Raw genomic sequence first — 14,585 nt, forward strand, 5'->3', positions numbered from 1 at the left:
GAGGCATGCCTCAAAAGATTACCGTACACGAGCCTCACTTATTCCCCGGACCGGGGTCCGTCGCCCCTCTCGGACCCGTCATCCGGCGTCATGCGCCGTCGTCGAGCGGCTCCACCTCCAGGGCGTGCCGACGGTCCCCCACGCGGGCCAGGACGAGCGTGGCGTGCCGGTCCCCCGCACGGCGCCCGCCGCCGAGCACCCGGCGCCGCAGCTCCTCCGGGGTGACGGACACCCCGCGCTTCTTGACGTCCAGCCGGCCGACGCCGGTCTCCCGCGCCCACCGGCGCAGGGCCTTGACGTCCAGGTCGTGCACGGCGAGCACGCGGTACCGTCGGGCCAGCGGGTGGCAGGGCGCGTCCGGGGCCACGAGGTAGGCCAGGTGCGGATCCAGCAGGCGCACGTCCGGGCGGATCGCCACGGCCAGGTCCGTCACCAGGTGCGCGCGGATCACGGCGCCGTCCGGCTCGATCAGCACCTGCCCTACGAGCCCGGCCATCCCCTCCTCCCCCACGGCCTCCACCGCCGGCGACGCCTCCTCGCCGCCGGGGCTGGTCAGCTCGGCGGTGCGCGGGCCGTCCGGCGCACGGGTGTCCACCGCGAGCGCGGCCCGGCGCACGTCGGGACGCCGGGCCGCCCCGAACCACAGGGCGGCCTCGGTCACGTCCCCGTCCACGCTCATCCACTGCGCCTCGGCGTCGGCGGGCAGGGCCTCGTGCGGGATCCCGGGGCCCAGCTTGACCCCAACGGTGTGCCCGAGGGCGGCCAGGGATGTGACGAAGGACAGCGGCGGGGAGAACGCCTCGGGGTCGAACACGCGTTCCCGCTCGGCCCCGGCGATCCGCCGCCGGGCCGGGTCGAGCCACACGGCGGAGGCGGCGTCGTCGGCGGGGCCCAGGTGCTCGGCGGCCCAGGCGACCGCGTCCGCGACGACGACGCGCGCCCCCGGGTGCGGGGTGAGGTTCGCAGCGGCGGCCGCGGCCACCGTCGGGTCCCGTTCCACGGCCGCCACGGTGAGCCCAGCCCGCACGAAGGCGAGGGCGTCCAGCCCCAGTCCACAGCCGAGGTCCACGACACGGCCCACGCCCGCCGCATGCAGGCGCGCGGCGTGCAGGTCGGCCACCACGGGCCGTGTGGCCTGCTCGAGGCCGTCACGGGTGAGGAGGAGGCGGTCGACGTCGTCGCCCAGCCGGGCGCGGCCCTTCGCGCGCAGCCCCGCCTGGGTCAGGACGGCGGCCACGCGCTCAGGCGGATGACCCTCAGCCCGCAGACGGGAGGACAGGGCCAGCAGGTCCTGCCCGGAGACGTCCCCCAGGGTGTCGAGGAGGGCGCGCCCCTCCGGCTCCAGGACGGGGCCCAGGCGCGTCGGGTCCGTGGCGGAGTCGGCCGCGCGCGGCCCGGGGGCCCGGCCTGCGCCGTCCGTCCGGGGGCGGCGCGGGCGGGAGGAGCGGGCGGGGCGCTGGGAACGGGCCATGGCTCCACCCTAGGATGACGCCATGACCCTTCCCTTCGCCGCCTCCTCGCAGTCCACGCTCGGCATCGAGTGGGAGCTCGCCCTTGTCGACGCGGCCACCGGCGACCTGCGCGCCGAGGCACCCGACGTCATCGCCGAGGCGCTGCAGACCGCGGGGCTGGGGCCCGAGGAGGAGCATCCGCACGTCACCGCGGAGATGCTGCAGAACACCGTGGAGCTGGTCACGGGGGTGCACCGGACCGTGGGCTCGGCCGCCGAGGAGCTGCGGGGCATCGCCTCCGGGATCCTGGACGCCGCCGAGCGGCGCGGGATGCACCTGTACTGCCAGGGATCCCACCCGTTCGGGGATCCGAACCTGCAGCCCGTGACGGACAAGGACCGCTACAACCAGGTGGTGGAGATCGCCCAGTACTGGGGGCGGCAGATGCTGATCTTCGGCGTGCACGTGCATGTGGGCCTGGACGACGTCTCCAAGGCCATGCCGGTGGTGAACGGCCTGGTCAACCGCTTCCCGCATTTCCTGGCGCTGTCCGCCTCGTCCCCCTTCTGGGCCGGCGGGGACACCGGCTACCAGTCCCAGCGCACGCAGGTGTTCCAGCAGCTGCCCACGGCGGGGCTGCCCCACCAGTTCGAGGACTACCGGGACTTCGAGCGGTGCCTCGAGCAGATGGTGCAGGTGGGGATGGTGAACGACGCGACCGAGTGCCGCTGGGACGTGCGCGCCGTGCCCCGCCTGGGCACGGTGGAGATGCGCGCGTGCGACGGCATGGCCACGATCGAGGAGATCGCCGCCGTCACCGCCCTCACGCAGTGCCTCGTGCACGACCTCTCCGCCGGTCTCGAGCGCGGCCAGGAGCCGCCGGCGATCCTCCCGCCCTGGTACGTGGCGGAGAACAAGTGGCGGGCGGCGCGCTACGGCATGCAGGCCGAGGTCATCATGGACGCCGCGGGCACCACGGTTCCGGTGGCCGAGCACCTCTCTGACGAACTGGACCGTCTGGCCCCGGTGGCCCGCGAGCTGGAGTGCGAGGCCGAGTTGGCCCACGTGCGCACGATGATGGCCGACGGCACCGCCGCCGAGCGTCAGCGCAGGGTGGAGCGCGAGGCGGCCGCCGCGCCCCCCGCCGAGGGCGCGGACGCGGGCGACACGGTGGCCCCGCTGCGCGCCGTCGTCCTCGACGCCGCCGGACGCACCCTGCGCTCGCTGCGCGTCGACGCCCGGCCCTGAGCCCGCGGTCCGCCCCCGCCTCCCCGGCCTGACCAGTGCGGATGCGCCGCGCCCCGGGCCTTCACCCCGGCGGCCTGCACCGCCTAGCATGACGTCCATGCGAGCACTCACATGGCAGGGGAAGCGAAGCGTCTCGGTCGAGGACGTCCCGGATCCGCGGATCCAGGAGCCCACCGACGCGATCATCCGGGTGACCTCCACGGGCATCTGCGGTTCGGACCTGCACCTCTGCGAGGTGCTGGGCCCGTTCATGGACGCCGGGGACGTCATCGGCCACGAGCCCATGGGCATCGTGGAGGAGGTCGGCTCGGCCGTCACCCACATCCGGCCCGGGGACCGCGTGGTGATCCCCTTCAACATCGCCTGCGGCCGCTGCTGGATGTGCGAGCGCGGGCTGCAGTCCCAGTGCGAGACCACCCAGGTCCGCTCCCAGGGCTCCGGCGCGGCCCTGCTGGGCTACTCCCGCCTCTACGGCTCCGTGCCCGGCGGCCAGGCCCAGTACCTGCGGGTCCCCCACGCCGACTACGGGCCCATCAAGGTCCCCCACACCGGCCCCGACGAGCAGTGGCTGTTCCTCTCCGACGTGGTCCCCACCGCGTGGCAGGCCGTGCAGTACGCGAACCTCTCTAAGGGCGACACCCTCGCCGTGCTCGGCCTCGGCCCCATCGGCCAGCTGGCCTCCCGCATCGGCGTGCACCTCGGCTACCGCGTGATCGGCGTCGACCCCGTCGCCGAGCGTCGCCACATGGCCGCGCGTCATGGCGTCGAGGTCATGGACATGCAGGGCTGGGGCGGCCGCGAGGTCCCCGAGCTGCTGCGCGAGGCCACCGGCGGCCGCGGCCCGGACGGCGTCGTGGACGCCGTGGGCATGGAGGCCCACGGCTCCCCCGTGGCCAAGGCCGCGCACCAGGCCGTGGGGATCCTGCCCGGCCCTGTGGGCCGGGCGGCCATGAAGACCTCCGGTGTGGACCGCCTCAACGCGCTGCACACCGCGATCGACGCCGTCCGCCGCGGCGGCACGGTGTCCCTGAGCGGCGTCTACGGCGGCATGCAGGACCCGATGCCCATGTTGACCATGTTCGACAAGCAGATCACCCTCACCGAGGGCCAGTGCAACGTGAAGCGCTGGATCGACGACCTGCTGCCGCTCGTGGACGACCCGTCCGACCCGCTCGGCGTGCTGGATCTCACCACCCACACGGCCCCGCTCGAGGACGCCCCGGCGATGTACGAGACGTTCCAGAAGAAGCAGGACGGGTGCATCAAGGTGGTACTCAAGCCGTGAGGATCGTGGTCCTGGGTGCCACCGGCAACGTCGGCACGGCTCTGCTCCACCGGCTGCACGAGGCGCCCGAGGCCACGGAGATCGTCGGGGTGAGCCGCCGCGGCCCGGACCGGGGCGGCGCCCCGTACGATGGCGTCGAGTGGCACCGCCTGGACATCGGCGAGCCGGCGGCGGGTCCGCTCCTGGAGGAGCTGTTCCGCGGGGTCGACGCCGTCGTCGACCTCGTGTGGGTCATCCGCCCGAACCGGGACCGCGCACACCTGCGCGCGGTCAACGTGGAGGGCAGCCGACGGGTGTTCGAGGCGGCCGCCGCCGCCGGCGTGCCGCACCTGGTCTACGCGTCCTCGGTGGGCGCCTACGGACCGGGGCCCAAGGACCGCCCGGTCGACGAGTCCCACCCGACCACCGGCACCCCCACGTCCCACTACGCCTCGCAGAAGGCCGAGGTGGAGTCGATCCTGGACGACGTGGAGGGGGAGCACCCCGGCATGCTGGTCACCCGCCTGCGCCCGGGGCTGATCTTCCAGGCCGGCGCCGGCCCCGAGATCAAGGACTACTTCCTCGGCGACCTCGTGCCGGCCCCGCTGGTGGCGCGCCTGCGCACCCCGCTGCTGCCGTTCCCGCTGGGCCTGCGCTTCCAGGCGCTGACCGCCCAGGACGTGGCGGAGGCGTACTGGCAGGTCATCGCGCATCGCGCGGGAGGCCCGTTCAACGTGGCGGCCGACCCGGTGCTGGACGCGCACACCATGGGGACCGTGCTGGGGTCGAAGCGGATCCTGGAGCTGCCGGTGGGCGTGTTCCGGGCCCTGGCCGCGCTCACCTACCGCGCGCGCCTCCAGCCGACCGACCCCGGCTGGGTGGACATGGCCGCCGCAGTCCCGGTGATGGACACGTCCGCGCTGCGGCGGGCGACCGGCTGGCGTCCGAGCACCGACGCCCGCGAGGCCGTCCGCCTCGTCCTCGACCACCTGGACGGGCGCGAGGGCCTCGGCAACGCAGGCCATCGATCCCACTCCCCCATCGAATGAGGGCCATGCCGGCCACACGACGCTCCGTCCTCGCCGCTGTCCTCGCCGCGGCGGGGACCGGACTGGCCGCCTGCACGTCCTCCGGCTACCCCGCCGACCCGGACGGCACTCTGGACCGCGTCACGGGCGGGGTGCTGCGCGTCGGCGCGTCCCACCATCCGCCCTACGTGGACGCCACCGGGCCCGAGCCCCGCGGCAGCGAGCCGGACCTCGTCCGGGCCTTCGCCGCCGAGCGGAACGCCACGATCGAGTGGACGGTCTCGGGCGAGGAGGCGCTCATGACGGCTCTCAAGAAGGGCGACCTCGACCTCGTGGTCGGCGGGCTGACCAAGGAGTTCCCGTGGACGTCGCACGGGAGCATCACCCGCGACTACGCCGAGGCGGAGGGCCCGGACGGCGAGTCGGTGAAGCTCGTGATGGCCGTGCCCCTGGGTGAGAATCAGATGCTCACGGCCCTCGAGGCGTACTTCGACCAGCGCGCAGCGGAGGAGGCCCGATGACGCGGCGGGACACCCGGGAGACGGGGCCGAGCGGGCGCCGGTTCGGCGCCACGGAGCTGTCCCCGGAGATCGAGCGCGTGGTCCAGCAGGCCAAGCGGCTCGAATGGGCGACGCTGGGGGTGATCGTGGTCACGATCGTCCTCGTGGCGATCGTGATGGGCTCCTCGCAGGCCATGCGTGCCGCGTGGATCGAGGACCTGCTCTCCCTGATCCCGCCGATCGCGTTCCTCGTCGCCCTGCGCGTGGCCCGCATGGCCCCGACGCGGGCCCGGCCCTACGGCTCTCACCGGTCCGTCGGGGTGGGGCACCTCGTGGCCGCCGTCGCCCTGTCCGTGATGGGCGTGGTCCTCGTCGGCGACTCCATCCTGGGCCTGGTCACGGCGGAGCACCCGCCCATCGGCACGTTCGACCTGTTCGGGCACACCGTGTGGCAGGGCTGGTTCATGATGGCCGTGATGGCCCTGTCCGTGCCCGGGCCCATGATCCTCGGCCACAAGAAGCTCAAGCTGGCCGAGCAGCTCCACGACCGCGTGCTGTACGCGGACGCGGACATGAACAAGGCGGACTGGCAGACGGGCGTGGCCACCATCGTCGGCGTGGCCGGCATCGGCCTGGGCTGGTGGTGGGCGGACTCCGCTGCGGCGATCTTCGTGGGCGTGAGCATCATGCTGGACGGCTGGAAGAACCTCAAGGAGGCCGTCACGAACCTGGCGGATCGCCGCGCCGCCACGATCGACGGCGCCCGGCCACACCCGCTCATCGACCGTGCCGAGCGGGTCGCCTGGGCGGAGCCGTGGGTGCGCCATGCGGGCGCCCGCGTCCGAGATGAGGGCCACGTGTTCCACGTGGAGATGTTCGTGGTGCCGCAGCAGGGCGCGGACGTCACCGTGGGCCGCTGCGTCGGGCTGCGGGAGGCCATCTCCGCACTCGACTGGAAGCTCGAGGACGTGGTCGTGGTGCCCGTCGCCGAGCTGCCGGAGGAGGTCCGCGGCGGCACGCGGGGCGACGAGCAGTCCAAGGGGAGCGAGTAGGTCCTCCCCGCCCCACGCCCTCGTGGCCGTCCTCCCCCGGTGGGAGCCCGGGTCAGGCGCGCAGGAACTGCTCCTGGAGCACGGCCGCGGCGATCCGCTGGACCTCCGCCTGCTGGCGCTGGGCGGCGTCGTACAGCTCGCGCATCTCGGACTCGTCGATCCGGGGGTCGTGGGGGGCGAGATCCGTGAGCACGTGCCACATGCCGGCCTTGCCCTGGAGGGCGCCCTGGAGGAGGTCCAGCTCCACCTGGGTCCACCCGCTGCCGCGGGAGCGCAGCGCGTTCACCGGATTCAGCCGGCCGCCGACCCGCGCGGCGACGCCGACGGCCCGGGCCGAGACCGGAACCCGGCCGCCGACCTCGCGGATGAGGCGCTCCAGGCGCTCCTGCTCCTCGAGGATCTGCCCGGCGATGTCCTTCAGGGCGCGCTCGTGCTCGGTCCCCTTCCACGTGCTGGCCGCGGCCCGGAACATGTTCACCCCGCTGTGGGAGCCCAGCAGGTGCTGGACGAGGTAGTCGGAGAGGGTGTCGTCGTCGATGCGGCGGGTCTGGGTCATGCCCTCCGGTCTACGCAGGCGACGCCGCCCGTGCAAGGTCTGGCGGCCGGGCTGCGGGACATCGCCGCTGGTCAGGGCAGGCTGACCAGGCCCACCGGCTGGCCTGGATCCGCGCCGAAGGCCAGGTCCGAGGGGGCGACGCCGTCGGCCACGAGGCGCGCCCCGAGCGCGGCCACCATGGCCCCGTTGTCCGTGCACAGCGCCACGGGCGGCACCACCAGCTCGATCCCGGTGGAGCGGCAGCGGTCCGCGAGGAGGCCGCGCAGGCGGGAGTTGGCGGAGCACCCGCCCATCGGCACGTTCGACCTGTTCGGGCACACCGTGTGGCAGGGCTGGTTCATGATGGCCGTGATGGCCCTGTCCGTGCCCGGGCCCATGATCTTCGGCCACAAGAAGCTCAAGCTGGCCGAGCAGCTCCACGACCGCGTGCTGTACGCGGACGCGGACATGAACAAGGCGGACTGGCAGACGGGCGTGGCCACCATCGTCGGCGTGGCCGGCATCGGCCTGGGCTGGTGGTGGGCGGACTCCGCTGCGGCGATCTTCGTGGGCGTGAGCATCGTGCTGGACGGCTGGAAGAACCTCAAGGAGGCCGTCACGAACCTGGCGAACCGCCGCGCGGCCACGATCGACGGCGCCCGGCCGCACCCGCTCATCGACCGTGCCGAGCGGGTCGCCTGGGCGGAGCCGTGGGTGCGCCACGCGGGCGCCCGCGTCCGGGACGAGGGCCACGTGTTCCACGTCGAGATGTTCGTGGTGCCGCACGAGGGCGCGGACGTGACGGTGGGCCGCTGCTGCGCGCTGCGGGACGCGATCGCCGCGCTGGACTGGAAGTTGCAGGACGTCGTCGTCGCGCCGGTGGACGAGCTGCCCGCCGAGGTGCACGGCGGTCGGTCCGGGGAGCATCAGACGGGCGAGGAGTAGCCCGGGCCTCAGCCGGCCAGGAACCGGCCCGCGAGGGTCTCGGAGGTGATGCGCTCGACCCCACGCCGCTGCTCCGCGGTCTTCTCACACAGCCCGCGCATCTCGGCGGCATCGACCGCCGGCAGGTGCGGCGCCAGCTGCTCGAGGACGCGCCACATAGAGAGCTTGGCCTGGAGCATCCCCTGCAGCAGGTCCAGTTCGACCTGTGTCCAGCCGGAGCCGCGCGTGCGCAGCGCGTTCACGGGGTTGAGGCGTCCGCCGACCTCGGCCGCCGCGCCGGCGGCCCGGTCCACCAGCGGGGTGCGGAGACCCAGTTCGCCGATGAGCGCCTCGAGGCGGTCCTGGTCGTCCTGGACGGCGTCGCCGAGGCGGCACAGCGCGGCCTCCTGCGGGGTGCCGGCCCAGGTCTGCTCGGCGGCGCGGAACGCCTTCACACCGGAGCGGGAGCCGAGCAGGTGCTGATTGAGGAAGTCCTCCAGCATCTGCTCGTCCACGGCGGCGGAGATGGACTCGGGGCGGGGGTGATCATGACCGGTTATGGGCCCTGTCTACGGAACGCGTGGGCGTGGCCGCAAGAGGCCGGGCGCGCTCAGACGCTGACGACCTCGACCGGCTGTCCCGGGTCCGCGCCGAACCACGCGTCGGAGGGGGCGACGCCGTCGCGCACCAGGCGTGCGCCGAGCGCGGCGACCATCGCCCCGTTGTCGGTGCACAGGTTCACGGGCGGGACGGTCAGCTCGATGCCGGCGGAGCGGCACCGGTCGGCGAGCAGGGCGCGCAGGCGCGAGTTCGCCGCGACGCCGCCGCCGAGCATCAGGTGGGTGAGCCCGTGCTCGCGGCAGGCGCGGACGGCCTTGGCGGTGATGACGTCCGCGACGGCCTCCTGGAAGGAGGCGGCGATGTCCGCGCGCGGCACCTCGAGGCCGCGGGCCTCGAACTGCTCCACGGCGCGGGAGACGGCGGTCTTCAGCCCGGAGAAGGACCAGTCGTGCCGCTGCGGGCCGGGCTCCTCGGCGCTGCCGACGAACTTGCCCGCGGTGAGCCCGCGCGGGAAGCGGAAGGCCGTCGGGTCGCCCTGGGCGGCGAGCCGGTCGATCACGGGGCCCCCGGGGTAGCCCGCCCCGATGAGCCGGGCGACCTTGTCGTACGCCTCGCCGGCCGCGTCGTCGATGGTCGAGCCCAGCAGCTCGACCTCGGAGCTGATCCGGCCCACGCGCAGGATCTCGGTGTGCCCGCCGGAGACGAGCAGCGCGCCCAGGTCCGCGGGCAGGTCGTCCCACTGCGCGGGCCGCACGCCGTCCAGCATGCCGACGCCCACGTGCGCAACGAGGTGGTTGATGCCGTAGAGGGGCGTGCCGAGGGCCGTGGCGAGCGCTTTCGCCCCCGCGACCCCCACCATGAGCGCGCCCGCCAGACCCGGACCGGAGGTGACGGCGATCGCGTCGAGGTCCGCGAGGGTGACGTCGGCGGCGTCCAGGGCGCGGCGGATCGTGGGCACGAGGGCCTCGAGGTGGGCGCGGGCGGCGATCTCCGGGATCACGCCGCCGAAGCGCACGTGCTCCTCGACGGAGGAGGCGACCTCGTGGGCCAGCAGGGCGGTGCCGCGGACGACGCCGACGCCGGTCTCGTCGCAGGAGGACTCGATGCCGAGCACGAGGGGGGCTACGGTGGCGGTGGGCATGGGCTCCAGTCTAGTGAGCGGCCCGGTCACAGGGGCTTGCGGCGGATTCGGCTAATCCGTCTTTTCGATTTCATTTCGGGCGATATGCACATCCTTCGAACGCACCGCCTGGATTGCAGGGCCCGGCCCGGTGATTTTGTTGTTCTCGATACGAGCACTTGCGGAGTCTTTGACCGAAATCGCGGCGCGAGAGTCACTCTTGCTCCTACCAGTAGGGACGTCCGATTCTTTCCTCGCCATCCGCGCGCTGGGCACCATCCATCGACACACGATTATCAAGACAATCAGTAGGGCCCCGAAAATCAGCGCCTCGAGCATTTGGCCAGTAACCAGACCGACTAAAAAAGGCCCCAGAATCCCTAGGGCGTGTTGCTAAAGGGTTCGGGGACGTGGATGCGCGAGTCTGGGGTCATGTCGCGTGATGTCATCTCGGACGAGGCTTGGGCTGTGATTGGCCCACTGTTCCCTGCCCCGAAGACCACCGGGCGTCCTCCGGTGGATCGACGCGCGGTGGTCGAGGCCACCGCGTGGCGCTTCCGCACCGGGGCTCCGTGGCGGGACCTGCCCGAGCGGTTCGGGAACTGGAACACGATCTACAAGAACTTCAACCGGTGGGCCGCACAGGGCGTGTGGGAGCAGGTGCTCGAGCGTACTCAGTCGATGGCACAGCAGGCTGGCGAGCTGGACTGGGTGGCCTCGATCGATTCCACGATCGTGCGCGTCCACCAGCACGGGGCGACCCTGCCCCGCCCCACAGGGGGCCTGGATGAACGACAAGAGATCAGCGGACGAGCCGGCTGATCATGCCATCGGTCGCTCCCGCGGCGGTCTGACGACGAAGTCTCATCTGGTCTGTGATGGCAAGGGAAGGGTGCTGGCGTTCGTGGTGACCGGCGGGCAGGTCGCGGACACCTCGATGCTGGCCACCACGCTGGAGCAGATCAGCGTTGCCGGGGCCCGTGGGCGGCCCCGGATACGGCCTGACCGCCTGATTGCAGACAAGGGCTACCCCTCGAAGGCGAACCGGGCCTGGCTGCGCCGGCATGGCATCGCGGCCACGATCCCCGAGCGGGCCGATCAGATCACGCACCGGCGCAGACGCCCGGGCCGGTCGATCGACTTCGGTGAAGACCAGCGCCAGCGCTACCGGGGACGCAATGTCGTGGAGCGGTGCTTCAACCGGCTCAAGCAGTGGCGAGGGATCGCGATGCGTTCGGACAAGTACGCCCGGAACTATCACGCCGGGCTCAGCCTCGCAGCGACACTGCACTGGCTGACTACCCTCCTTTAGCAACACGCCCTAGGGCCGTGAATAGGGCATCACGGTTCTGGGCGAGCCACCCTCGTCTAGAGGCCATCCGAAGGGTCTTCCTCCACCGGCCCTTCGTTCGCCGGGTCAATAGTGATTCGCATTCCTGATATATCGACCTCGCTCGAGCGGCTCACGTCGACCCCTCGATGCATCCCCGAGATTGAGCCTCCCATAATCTTGACATCCGATGAATCGGTGATGACGATCCCAGTTGAATAACGATGGTTGGGCTCCAATGAGTCTCCTAAGTGCTTGGACCACGACAGACGGCCATATGTCTCAAGTCACATTCTAACCGCAACGGCCCGGTCACAGGGCCTTGCGCATGATCACGGCGTCCTCGCCGCCCGGGTAGTAGCGGCGGCGCACATGCAGCTCCTCGAATCCGTGGCGCGCGTAGAGTCGCCGGGCGGCGGCGTTGGAGGCCCGGACCTCGAGCATGAGCGAGCTCGCACCGCGCGCCGCGGCCTCCGCGGCCATCCAGCGCAGCTGGGCCGCCCCGATCCCCCGCCCCTGCGCCGCCGCGACCGTGCCCACGGTCTGCACGTCGGCGACGTCGCCGACCACCATGATCCCGCCGTAGCCGACGATCTCGCCGGGGGCGGGGCCGTCGTCGTCCGCGGAGCCGGGCGCGTCCACGTCGCGGACGACCACGCGGTAGTCCCGGGTGGGCGGGCGGCCGTGCGCGTCCCGTCCGCCGGCGGGGCCGGTCTGGGCGAGCTCCTCCTCGTAGAAGTGCGCGGGCCAGGCGTCGAGCGGGAAGAGCGTGGCCTCGTGGGCGAGCACCTCGGGGATGTCCCACACGGTCATGGGGCGCAGCAGGTACCCGGGCGCCAGCCCGTGCCCGTCCTCGGCGGGGCGCCCGTCGCCGGCTGAGGCCGGCTCGGCCGGGCTCACGCGCCCGCCCGCTTGCGGGGGCCGGGGACCTTGGCGTCGGACTCGCGCAGGTAGAGCGGCTCGGCGGGCACGAGGCCGCGGCCGCGCCGCAGGGCGAGCTCGGCCACCTGCCCCACCCCGACGGCGGACGGCGTGGCCGACTCCCAGCCCGGCACCGCGCGCAGCGCCTCGGGGTAGAGCCCGGCCCCCGCGCCGTAGACGGGCAGCGGGGTGACCTCGTCCGCCGGCGAGACGAAGGGGCCGTGCAGCAGCGTCGGCTGCCCGCCGACCTGCGCGTAGTGGGCCCAGTAGACCTCGCGGCGACGGGCGTCCGTGGCGACCACGAACTCCTCGATCCCGTGGCGGAAGGCGTCGACGCCGGCCGCGTGGGCGAGCGCGTCGAGGCTGCGGACCCCGTGCACGGGCACGTCCCACGCCAGGCCGAGGGCGGCCGCCGTCGCCAGGCCCGCGCGCAGCCCCGTGAAGGGTCCGGGGCCGACGCCGACCGCGAGCGCGTCCAGCGCGGTGCCGGTGACGCCGGCCTCGCCCAGCACCCGGCGCACGGCCGGCGCCAGGACCTCGGCGTGGCTCGTGGTGTCCTCCGTGGACCAGCGGGCGAGCGGCTCGCCGTCCCGCAGGACGGCCACGGAGGCGGCGGCGGAGGAGTCGATCGCGAGGAGCAGGGCCATGGCGGCCAGTCTACGGAAGCACGACGCCGGCCCAGCGCGGGCCGCGGCCGGTCACGACGGCCGAACGCAGCTCCTCGGCCTGGCCTCCGTCCTCGTCGGAGAAGTCGGTGACGATGCCGTCCTCGCCCTCCCCCGCGGAGGCGGCGGGGGCGTCCTCACCCCCGCGGGCCCGGACGATCTCGATGTCCAGCCACGAGGCGTCCGGGTCCTCGGGGAACCCGGCGAGGGACTCGGCCATGCCCCGGCCCCACTCGACGACGGTCACGGAGCGGTCCACGCTCGCGTCCAGGTCGAGGTCCGTGAGCTCCCCCGCCGAGCGCAGCCGGTACGCGTCCACGTGCACGAGGTCCGGGGTGCCCGCCGGGGCGTCGGCCGGGGCGGGGTGGACGCGGGAGAGGACGAACGTCGGCGAGACCACGCCGGAGGCCACGCCGAATCCGCTGGCCAGCCCCTGGGTGAAGGTCGTCTTGCCCGCGCCGAGGTCGCCCGTGAGGATCAGCACGTCGCCGGCGCGGAGCACCCCGGCGAGGGCGCGGCCGAACGCCCGGGTGCCGTCGGCGCCCTCGAGCGGGACCGTCGCCGTCAGCACGGGCTCCGGCAGGGTCGGGCCGGGGGCGGGGATCGCGTGGTCGCTCATGGGCGGGCCTCCTGGGTCGGCGTGGGGTCCACGTGCTGCCGGTCCACGCGGCCCCCGATGCGGGTCACCAGCTCGTAGTTGATCGTCCCGGCGGCCGCGGCCCACTCCTCCACCGGAATGCCGGAGGCCGGTCCGAACAGCTCGACGGCGTCGCCGGGCGCGTCCGCGGCGTCCGGGCCGAGGTCCACCACGAACTGGTCCATCGCGATGCGGCCCACCACGGGGACGGTCCGGCCGCCGACGTGGACGCGCGTGCCCTCGACGACGCGCGGGACGCCGTCGGCGTAGCCGAGGGGCACGAGCCCGAGGGTGGTGGGCTCCGCCGTGACGTGGCGGAACCCGTAGGACACGCCCTGCCCGGCGGGGACGGCCTTGACGTTGGCCAGGACGGTGACGAGGGACATGGCCGGGCGCAGTCCGAACTCGGCGGCGGTGACGTCCGCGAACGGGGAGAGCCCGTACAGGCCCAGGCCGACGCGCACCATGTCCAGGTGCGTGTCCGGCCGGGCGAGGGCGGCGGGCGTGTTGGCCAGGTGCCGCAGCAGCGGGTGGCCGAGCGCCTCGGCGGCCTCGGCGGCCATCCGTTCGAACCGCAGCAGCTGCGCCGTGGTCTCGGCGGCCCGGTCCGGCTCGTCCGCCACGCCGAGGTGGGAGAACACGCCCTCCACCCGCACGAGGCCCGCGGCCTCGAGCTCGGCAGCATGCGCCACGAAGGCGGGCCACCGCTCGGGCGTGCAGCCGTGGCGGCCCAGGCCGGTGTCCGCCTTCAGATGCAGGACCGCGCGGACCTCGGGTCCGGCCCCGCCACGGGCCCGCAGCCCGCGGACGGCGTCGGCGACGGCGTCGAGGTCCCAGCCCGAGACGCCGAGGGTCACCTCCGCCTCCACCGCGGCGGCGAAGTCCGTGGCCCCGGTGTGCAGCCACGCGAGCACGGGCAGGGGCACCCCCGCCGCGCGCAGGGCCAGGGCCTCGCGCACGTGGGCCACCCCGAGCCGGTCCGCGCCGGCGGCCGCGGCGGCGCGCGCGACGGCCACCCCGCCGTGGCCGTAGGCGTCAGCCTTGACGACGGCGGTCAGCAGCGGCCGGCTGCCGTCGGGGCGGCGGATCCGCTCCCGCAGCACGCCCACGTTGTGCCGGACGGCCGCCAGGTCGATGCGTACGGCGCGCTCGGTGTCCGCCGGGTTGACGTCGGCGAGGCTCATCGGACGGCCTCCAGCTCGGCGTCATCCGGCCACCACAGGCGCGCGACGCGCGCGCCCAGCGCGGCCGGCAGCGTGGCCGTGGTGATCCGCCCGGCGCGGGCCTGCTCGGCCCCGGCCCGGGCGTGCAGCCAGGCGGCCGCCGCCGCGAGCCGGGCCGTGGGCGCC

The 14,585-nt window shown here is 73.8% G+C and carries 14 protein-coding genes and 2 pseudogenes; 7 read left to right on the top strand and 9 right to left on the bottom strand.

Annotated features, from left to right (window positions below; all coding sequences use genetic code 11):
• Positions 1 to 88: 88 nt before the first annotated feature.
• Positions 89 to 1,471 carry a class I SAM-dependent methyltransferase gene (locus MA879_RS05725; RefSeq protein ID WP_248124085.1) on the bottom strand — a complete coding sequence of 461 codons (1,383 nt, stop codon included), beginning with the start codon at positions 1,469 to 1,471 and terminating at the stop codon, positions 89 to 91.
• A 22-nt stretch (positions 1,472 to 1,493) separates the two neighbouring features.
• On the opposite strand from MA879_RS05725, the gene MA879_RS05730 reads away from it, so the two are divergent.
• From MA879_RS05730 to MA879_RS05750, 5 genes are all read left to right on the top strand, one after another.
• Positions 1,494 to 2,699 (top strand): glutamate--cysteine ligase, encoded by a 1,206-nt coding sequence (locus MA879_RS05730; RefSeq protein ID WP_248124086.1) that lies wholly within the window; start codon positions 1,494 to 1,496, stop codon positions 2,697 to 2,699.
• Between the two features lie 97 nt (positions 2,700 to 2,796).
• On the top strand, positions 2,797 to 3,984 hold the full coding sequence (locus MA879_RS05735; RefSeq protein ID WP_248124087.1) for a zinc-dependent alcohol dehydrogenase: 1,188 nt from the start codon (positions 2,797 to 2,799) through the stop codon (positions 3,982 to 3,984).
• Positions 3,981 to 5,012 (top strand): NAD-dependent epimerase/dehydratase family protein, encoded by a 1,032-nt coding sequence (locus tag MA879_RS05740; RefSeq protein WP_248124088.1) that lies wholly within the window; start codon positions 3,981 to 3,983, stop codon positions 5,010 to 5,012. The genes MA879_RS05735 and MA879_RS05740 overlap by 4 nt, the downstream gene beginning before the upstream one ends.
• A gap of 5 nt (positions 5,013 to 5,017) precedes the next feature.
• Positions 5,018 to 5,512, top strand: coding sequence for a transporter substrate-binding domain-containing protein (locus MA879_RS05745; protein WP_248124089.1), 495 nt, complete (start codon positions 5,018 to 5,020; stop codon positions 5,510 to 5,512).
• Positions 5,509 to 6,543, top strand: a complete 1,035-nt coding sequence (locus MA879_RS05750; RefSeq protein ID WP_248124090.1) for a cation diffusion facilitator family transporter — start codon at positions 5,509 to 5,511, stop codon at positions 6,541 to 6,543. The genes MA879_RS05745 and MA879_RS05750 overlap by 4 nt, the downstream gene beginning before the upstream one ends.
• Positions 6,544 to 6,595: 52 nt before the next feature.
• On the opposite strand, the gene MA879_RS05755 is transcribed toward MA879_RS05750, so the two are convergent.
• Together MA879_RS05755 and MA879_RS05760 are read right to left on the bottom strand one after the other, a co-directional pair.
• On the bottom strand, positions 6,596 to 7,099 hold the full coding sequence (locus MA879_RS05755; RefSeq protein WP_248124091.1) for a hypothetical protein: 504 nt from the start codon (positions 7,097 to 7,099) through the stop codon (positions 6,596 to 6,598).
• 71 nt (positions 7,100 to 7,170) lie between these two features.
• A pseudogene (locus tag MA879_RS05760) lies at positions 7,171 to 7,389 on the bottom strand (tRNA (adenosine(37)-N6)-threonylcarbamoyltransferase complex transferase subunit TsaD); the annotation flags it as partial.
• Between MA879_RS05760 and MA879_RS05765 the strand changes: the two are divergent.
• The gene (locus MA879_RS05765; protein ID WP_418001222.1) at positions 7,373 to 8,023 is read left to right on the top strand and encodes a cation efflux transmembrane domain-containing protein; all 651 of its coding nucleotides are present in this window, start codon (positions 7,373 to 7,375) and stop codon (positions 8,021 to 8,023) included. The pseudogene MA879_RS05760 and the gene MA879_RS05765 overlap by 17 nt on opposite strands.
• Positions 8,024 to 8,031: 8 nt before the next feature.
• Here MA879_RS05765 and MA879_RS05770 read toward each other — a convergent pair whose 3' ends face one another.
• A complete protein-coding gene (locus MA879_RS05770; RefSeq protein WP_248124092.1) occupies positions 8,032 to 8,517 on the bottom strand; it encodes a hypothetical protein in 486 nt (161 codons plus the stop codon).
• A gap of 95 nt (positions 8,518 to 8,612) precedes the next feature.
• Positions 8,613 to 9,704: a tRNA (adenosine(37)-N6)-threonylcarbamoyltransferase complex transferase subunit TsaD gene (gene tsaD, locus MA879_RS05775; RefSeq protein WP_248124093.1), complete on the bottom strand. Its 1,092-nt coding sequence runs from the start codon at positions 9,702 to 9,704 to the stop codon at positions 8,613 to 8,615.
• A gap of 393 nt (positions 9,705 to 10,097) precedes the next feature.
• Here tsaD and MA879_RS05780 point away from each other — a divergent pair.
• Positions 10,098 to 10,995, top strand: a pseudogene (locus MA879_RS05780) (IS5 family transposase).
• A 330-nt stretch (positions 10,996 to 11,325) separates the two neighbouring features.
• Here the strand turns inward: MA879_RS05780 and MA879_RS05785 are convergent.
• The 4 genes from MA879_RS05785 to alr are packed head-to-tail and all read right to left on the bottom strand — an operon-like array spanning position 11,326 to position 14,420.
• Entirely contained in the window at positions 11,326 to 11,913 is a 588-nt protein-coding gene (locus tag MA879_RS05785; protein ID WP_248124094.1) for a GNAT family N-acetyltransferase, read from the bottom strand.
• Entirely contained in the window at positions 11,910 to 12,581 is a 672-nt protein-coding gene (gene tsaB, locus MA879_RS05790) for a tRNA (adenosine(37)-N6)-threonylcarbamoyltransferase complex dimerization subunit type 1 TsaB (protein ID WP_248124095.1), read from the bottom strand. The genes MA879_RS05785 and tsaB overlap by 4 nt, the downstream gene beginning before the upstream one ends.
• 10 nt (positions 12,582 to 12,591) lie before the next feature.
• The gene (tsaE, locus tag MA879_RS05795; RefSeq protein WP_049160271.1) at positions 12,592 to 13,218 is read right to left on the bottom strand and encodes a tRNA (adenosine(37)-N6)-threonylcarbamoyltransferase complex ATPase subunit type 1 TsaE; all 627 of its coding nucleotides are present in this window, start codon (positions 13,216 to 13,218) and stop codon (positions 12,592 to 12,594) included.
• Positions 13,215 to 14,420, bottom strand: a complete 1,206-nt coding sequence (alr, locus tag MA879_RS05800) for an alanine racemase (protein ID WP_248124096.1) — start codon at positions 14,418 to 14,420, stop codon at positions 13,215 to 13,217. Before alr ends, tsaE begins: the two co-directional genes overlap by 4 nt.
• Positions 14,421 to 14,585 lie beyond the last annotated feature (165 nt).

This window comes from Micrococcus lacusdianchii, assembly GCF_023155805.1.
GTDB lineage: Bacteria > Actinomycetota > Actinomycetes > Actinomycetales > Micrococcaceae > Micrococcus > Micrococcus lacusdianchii.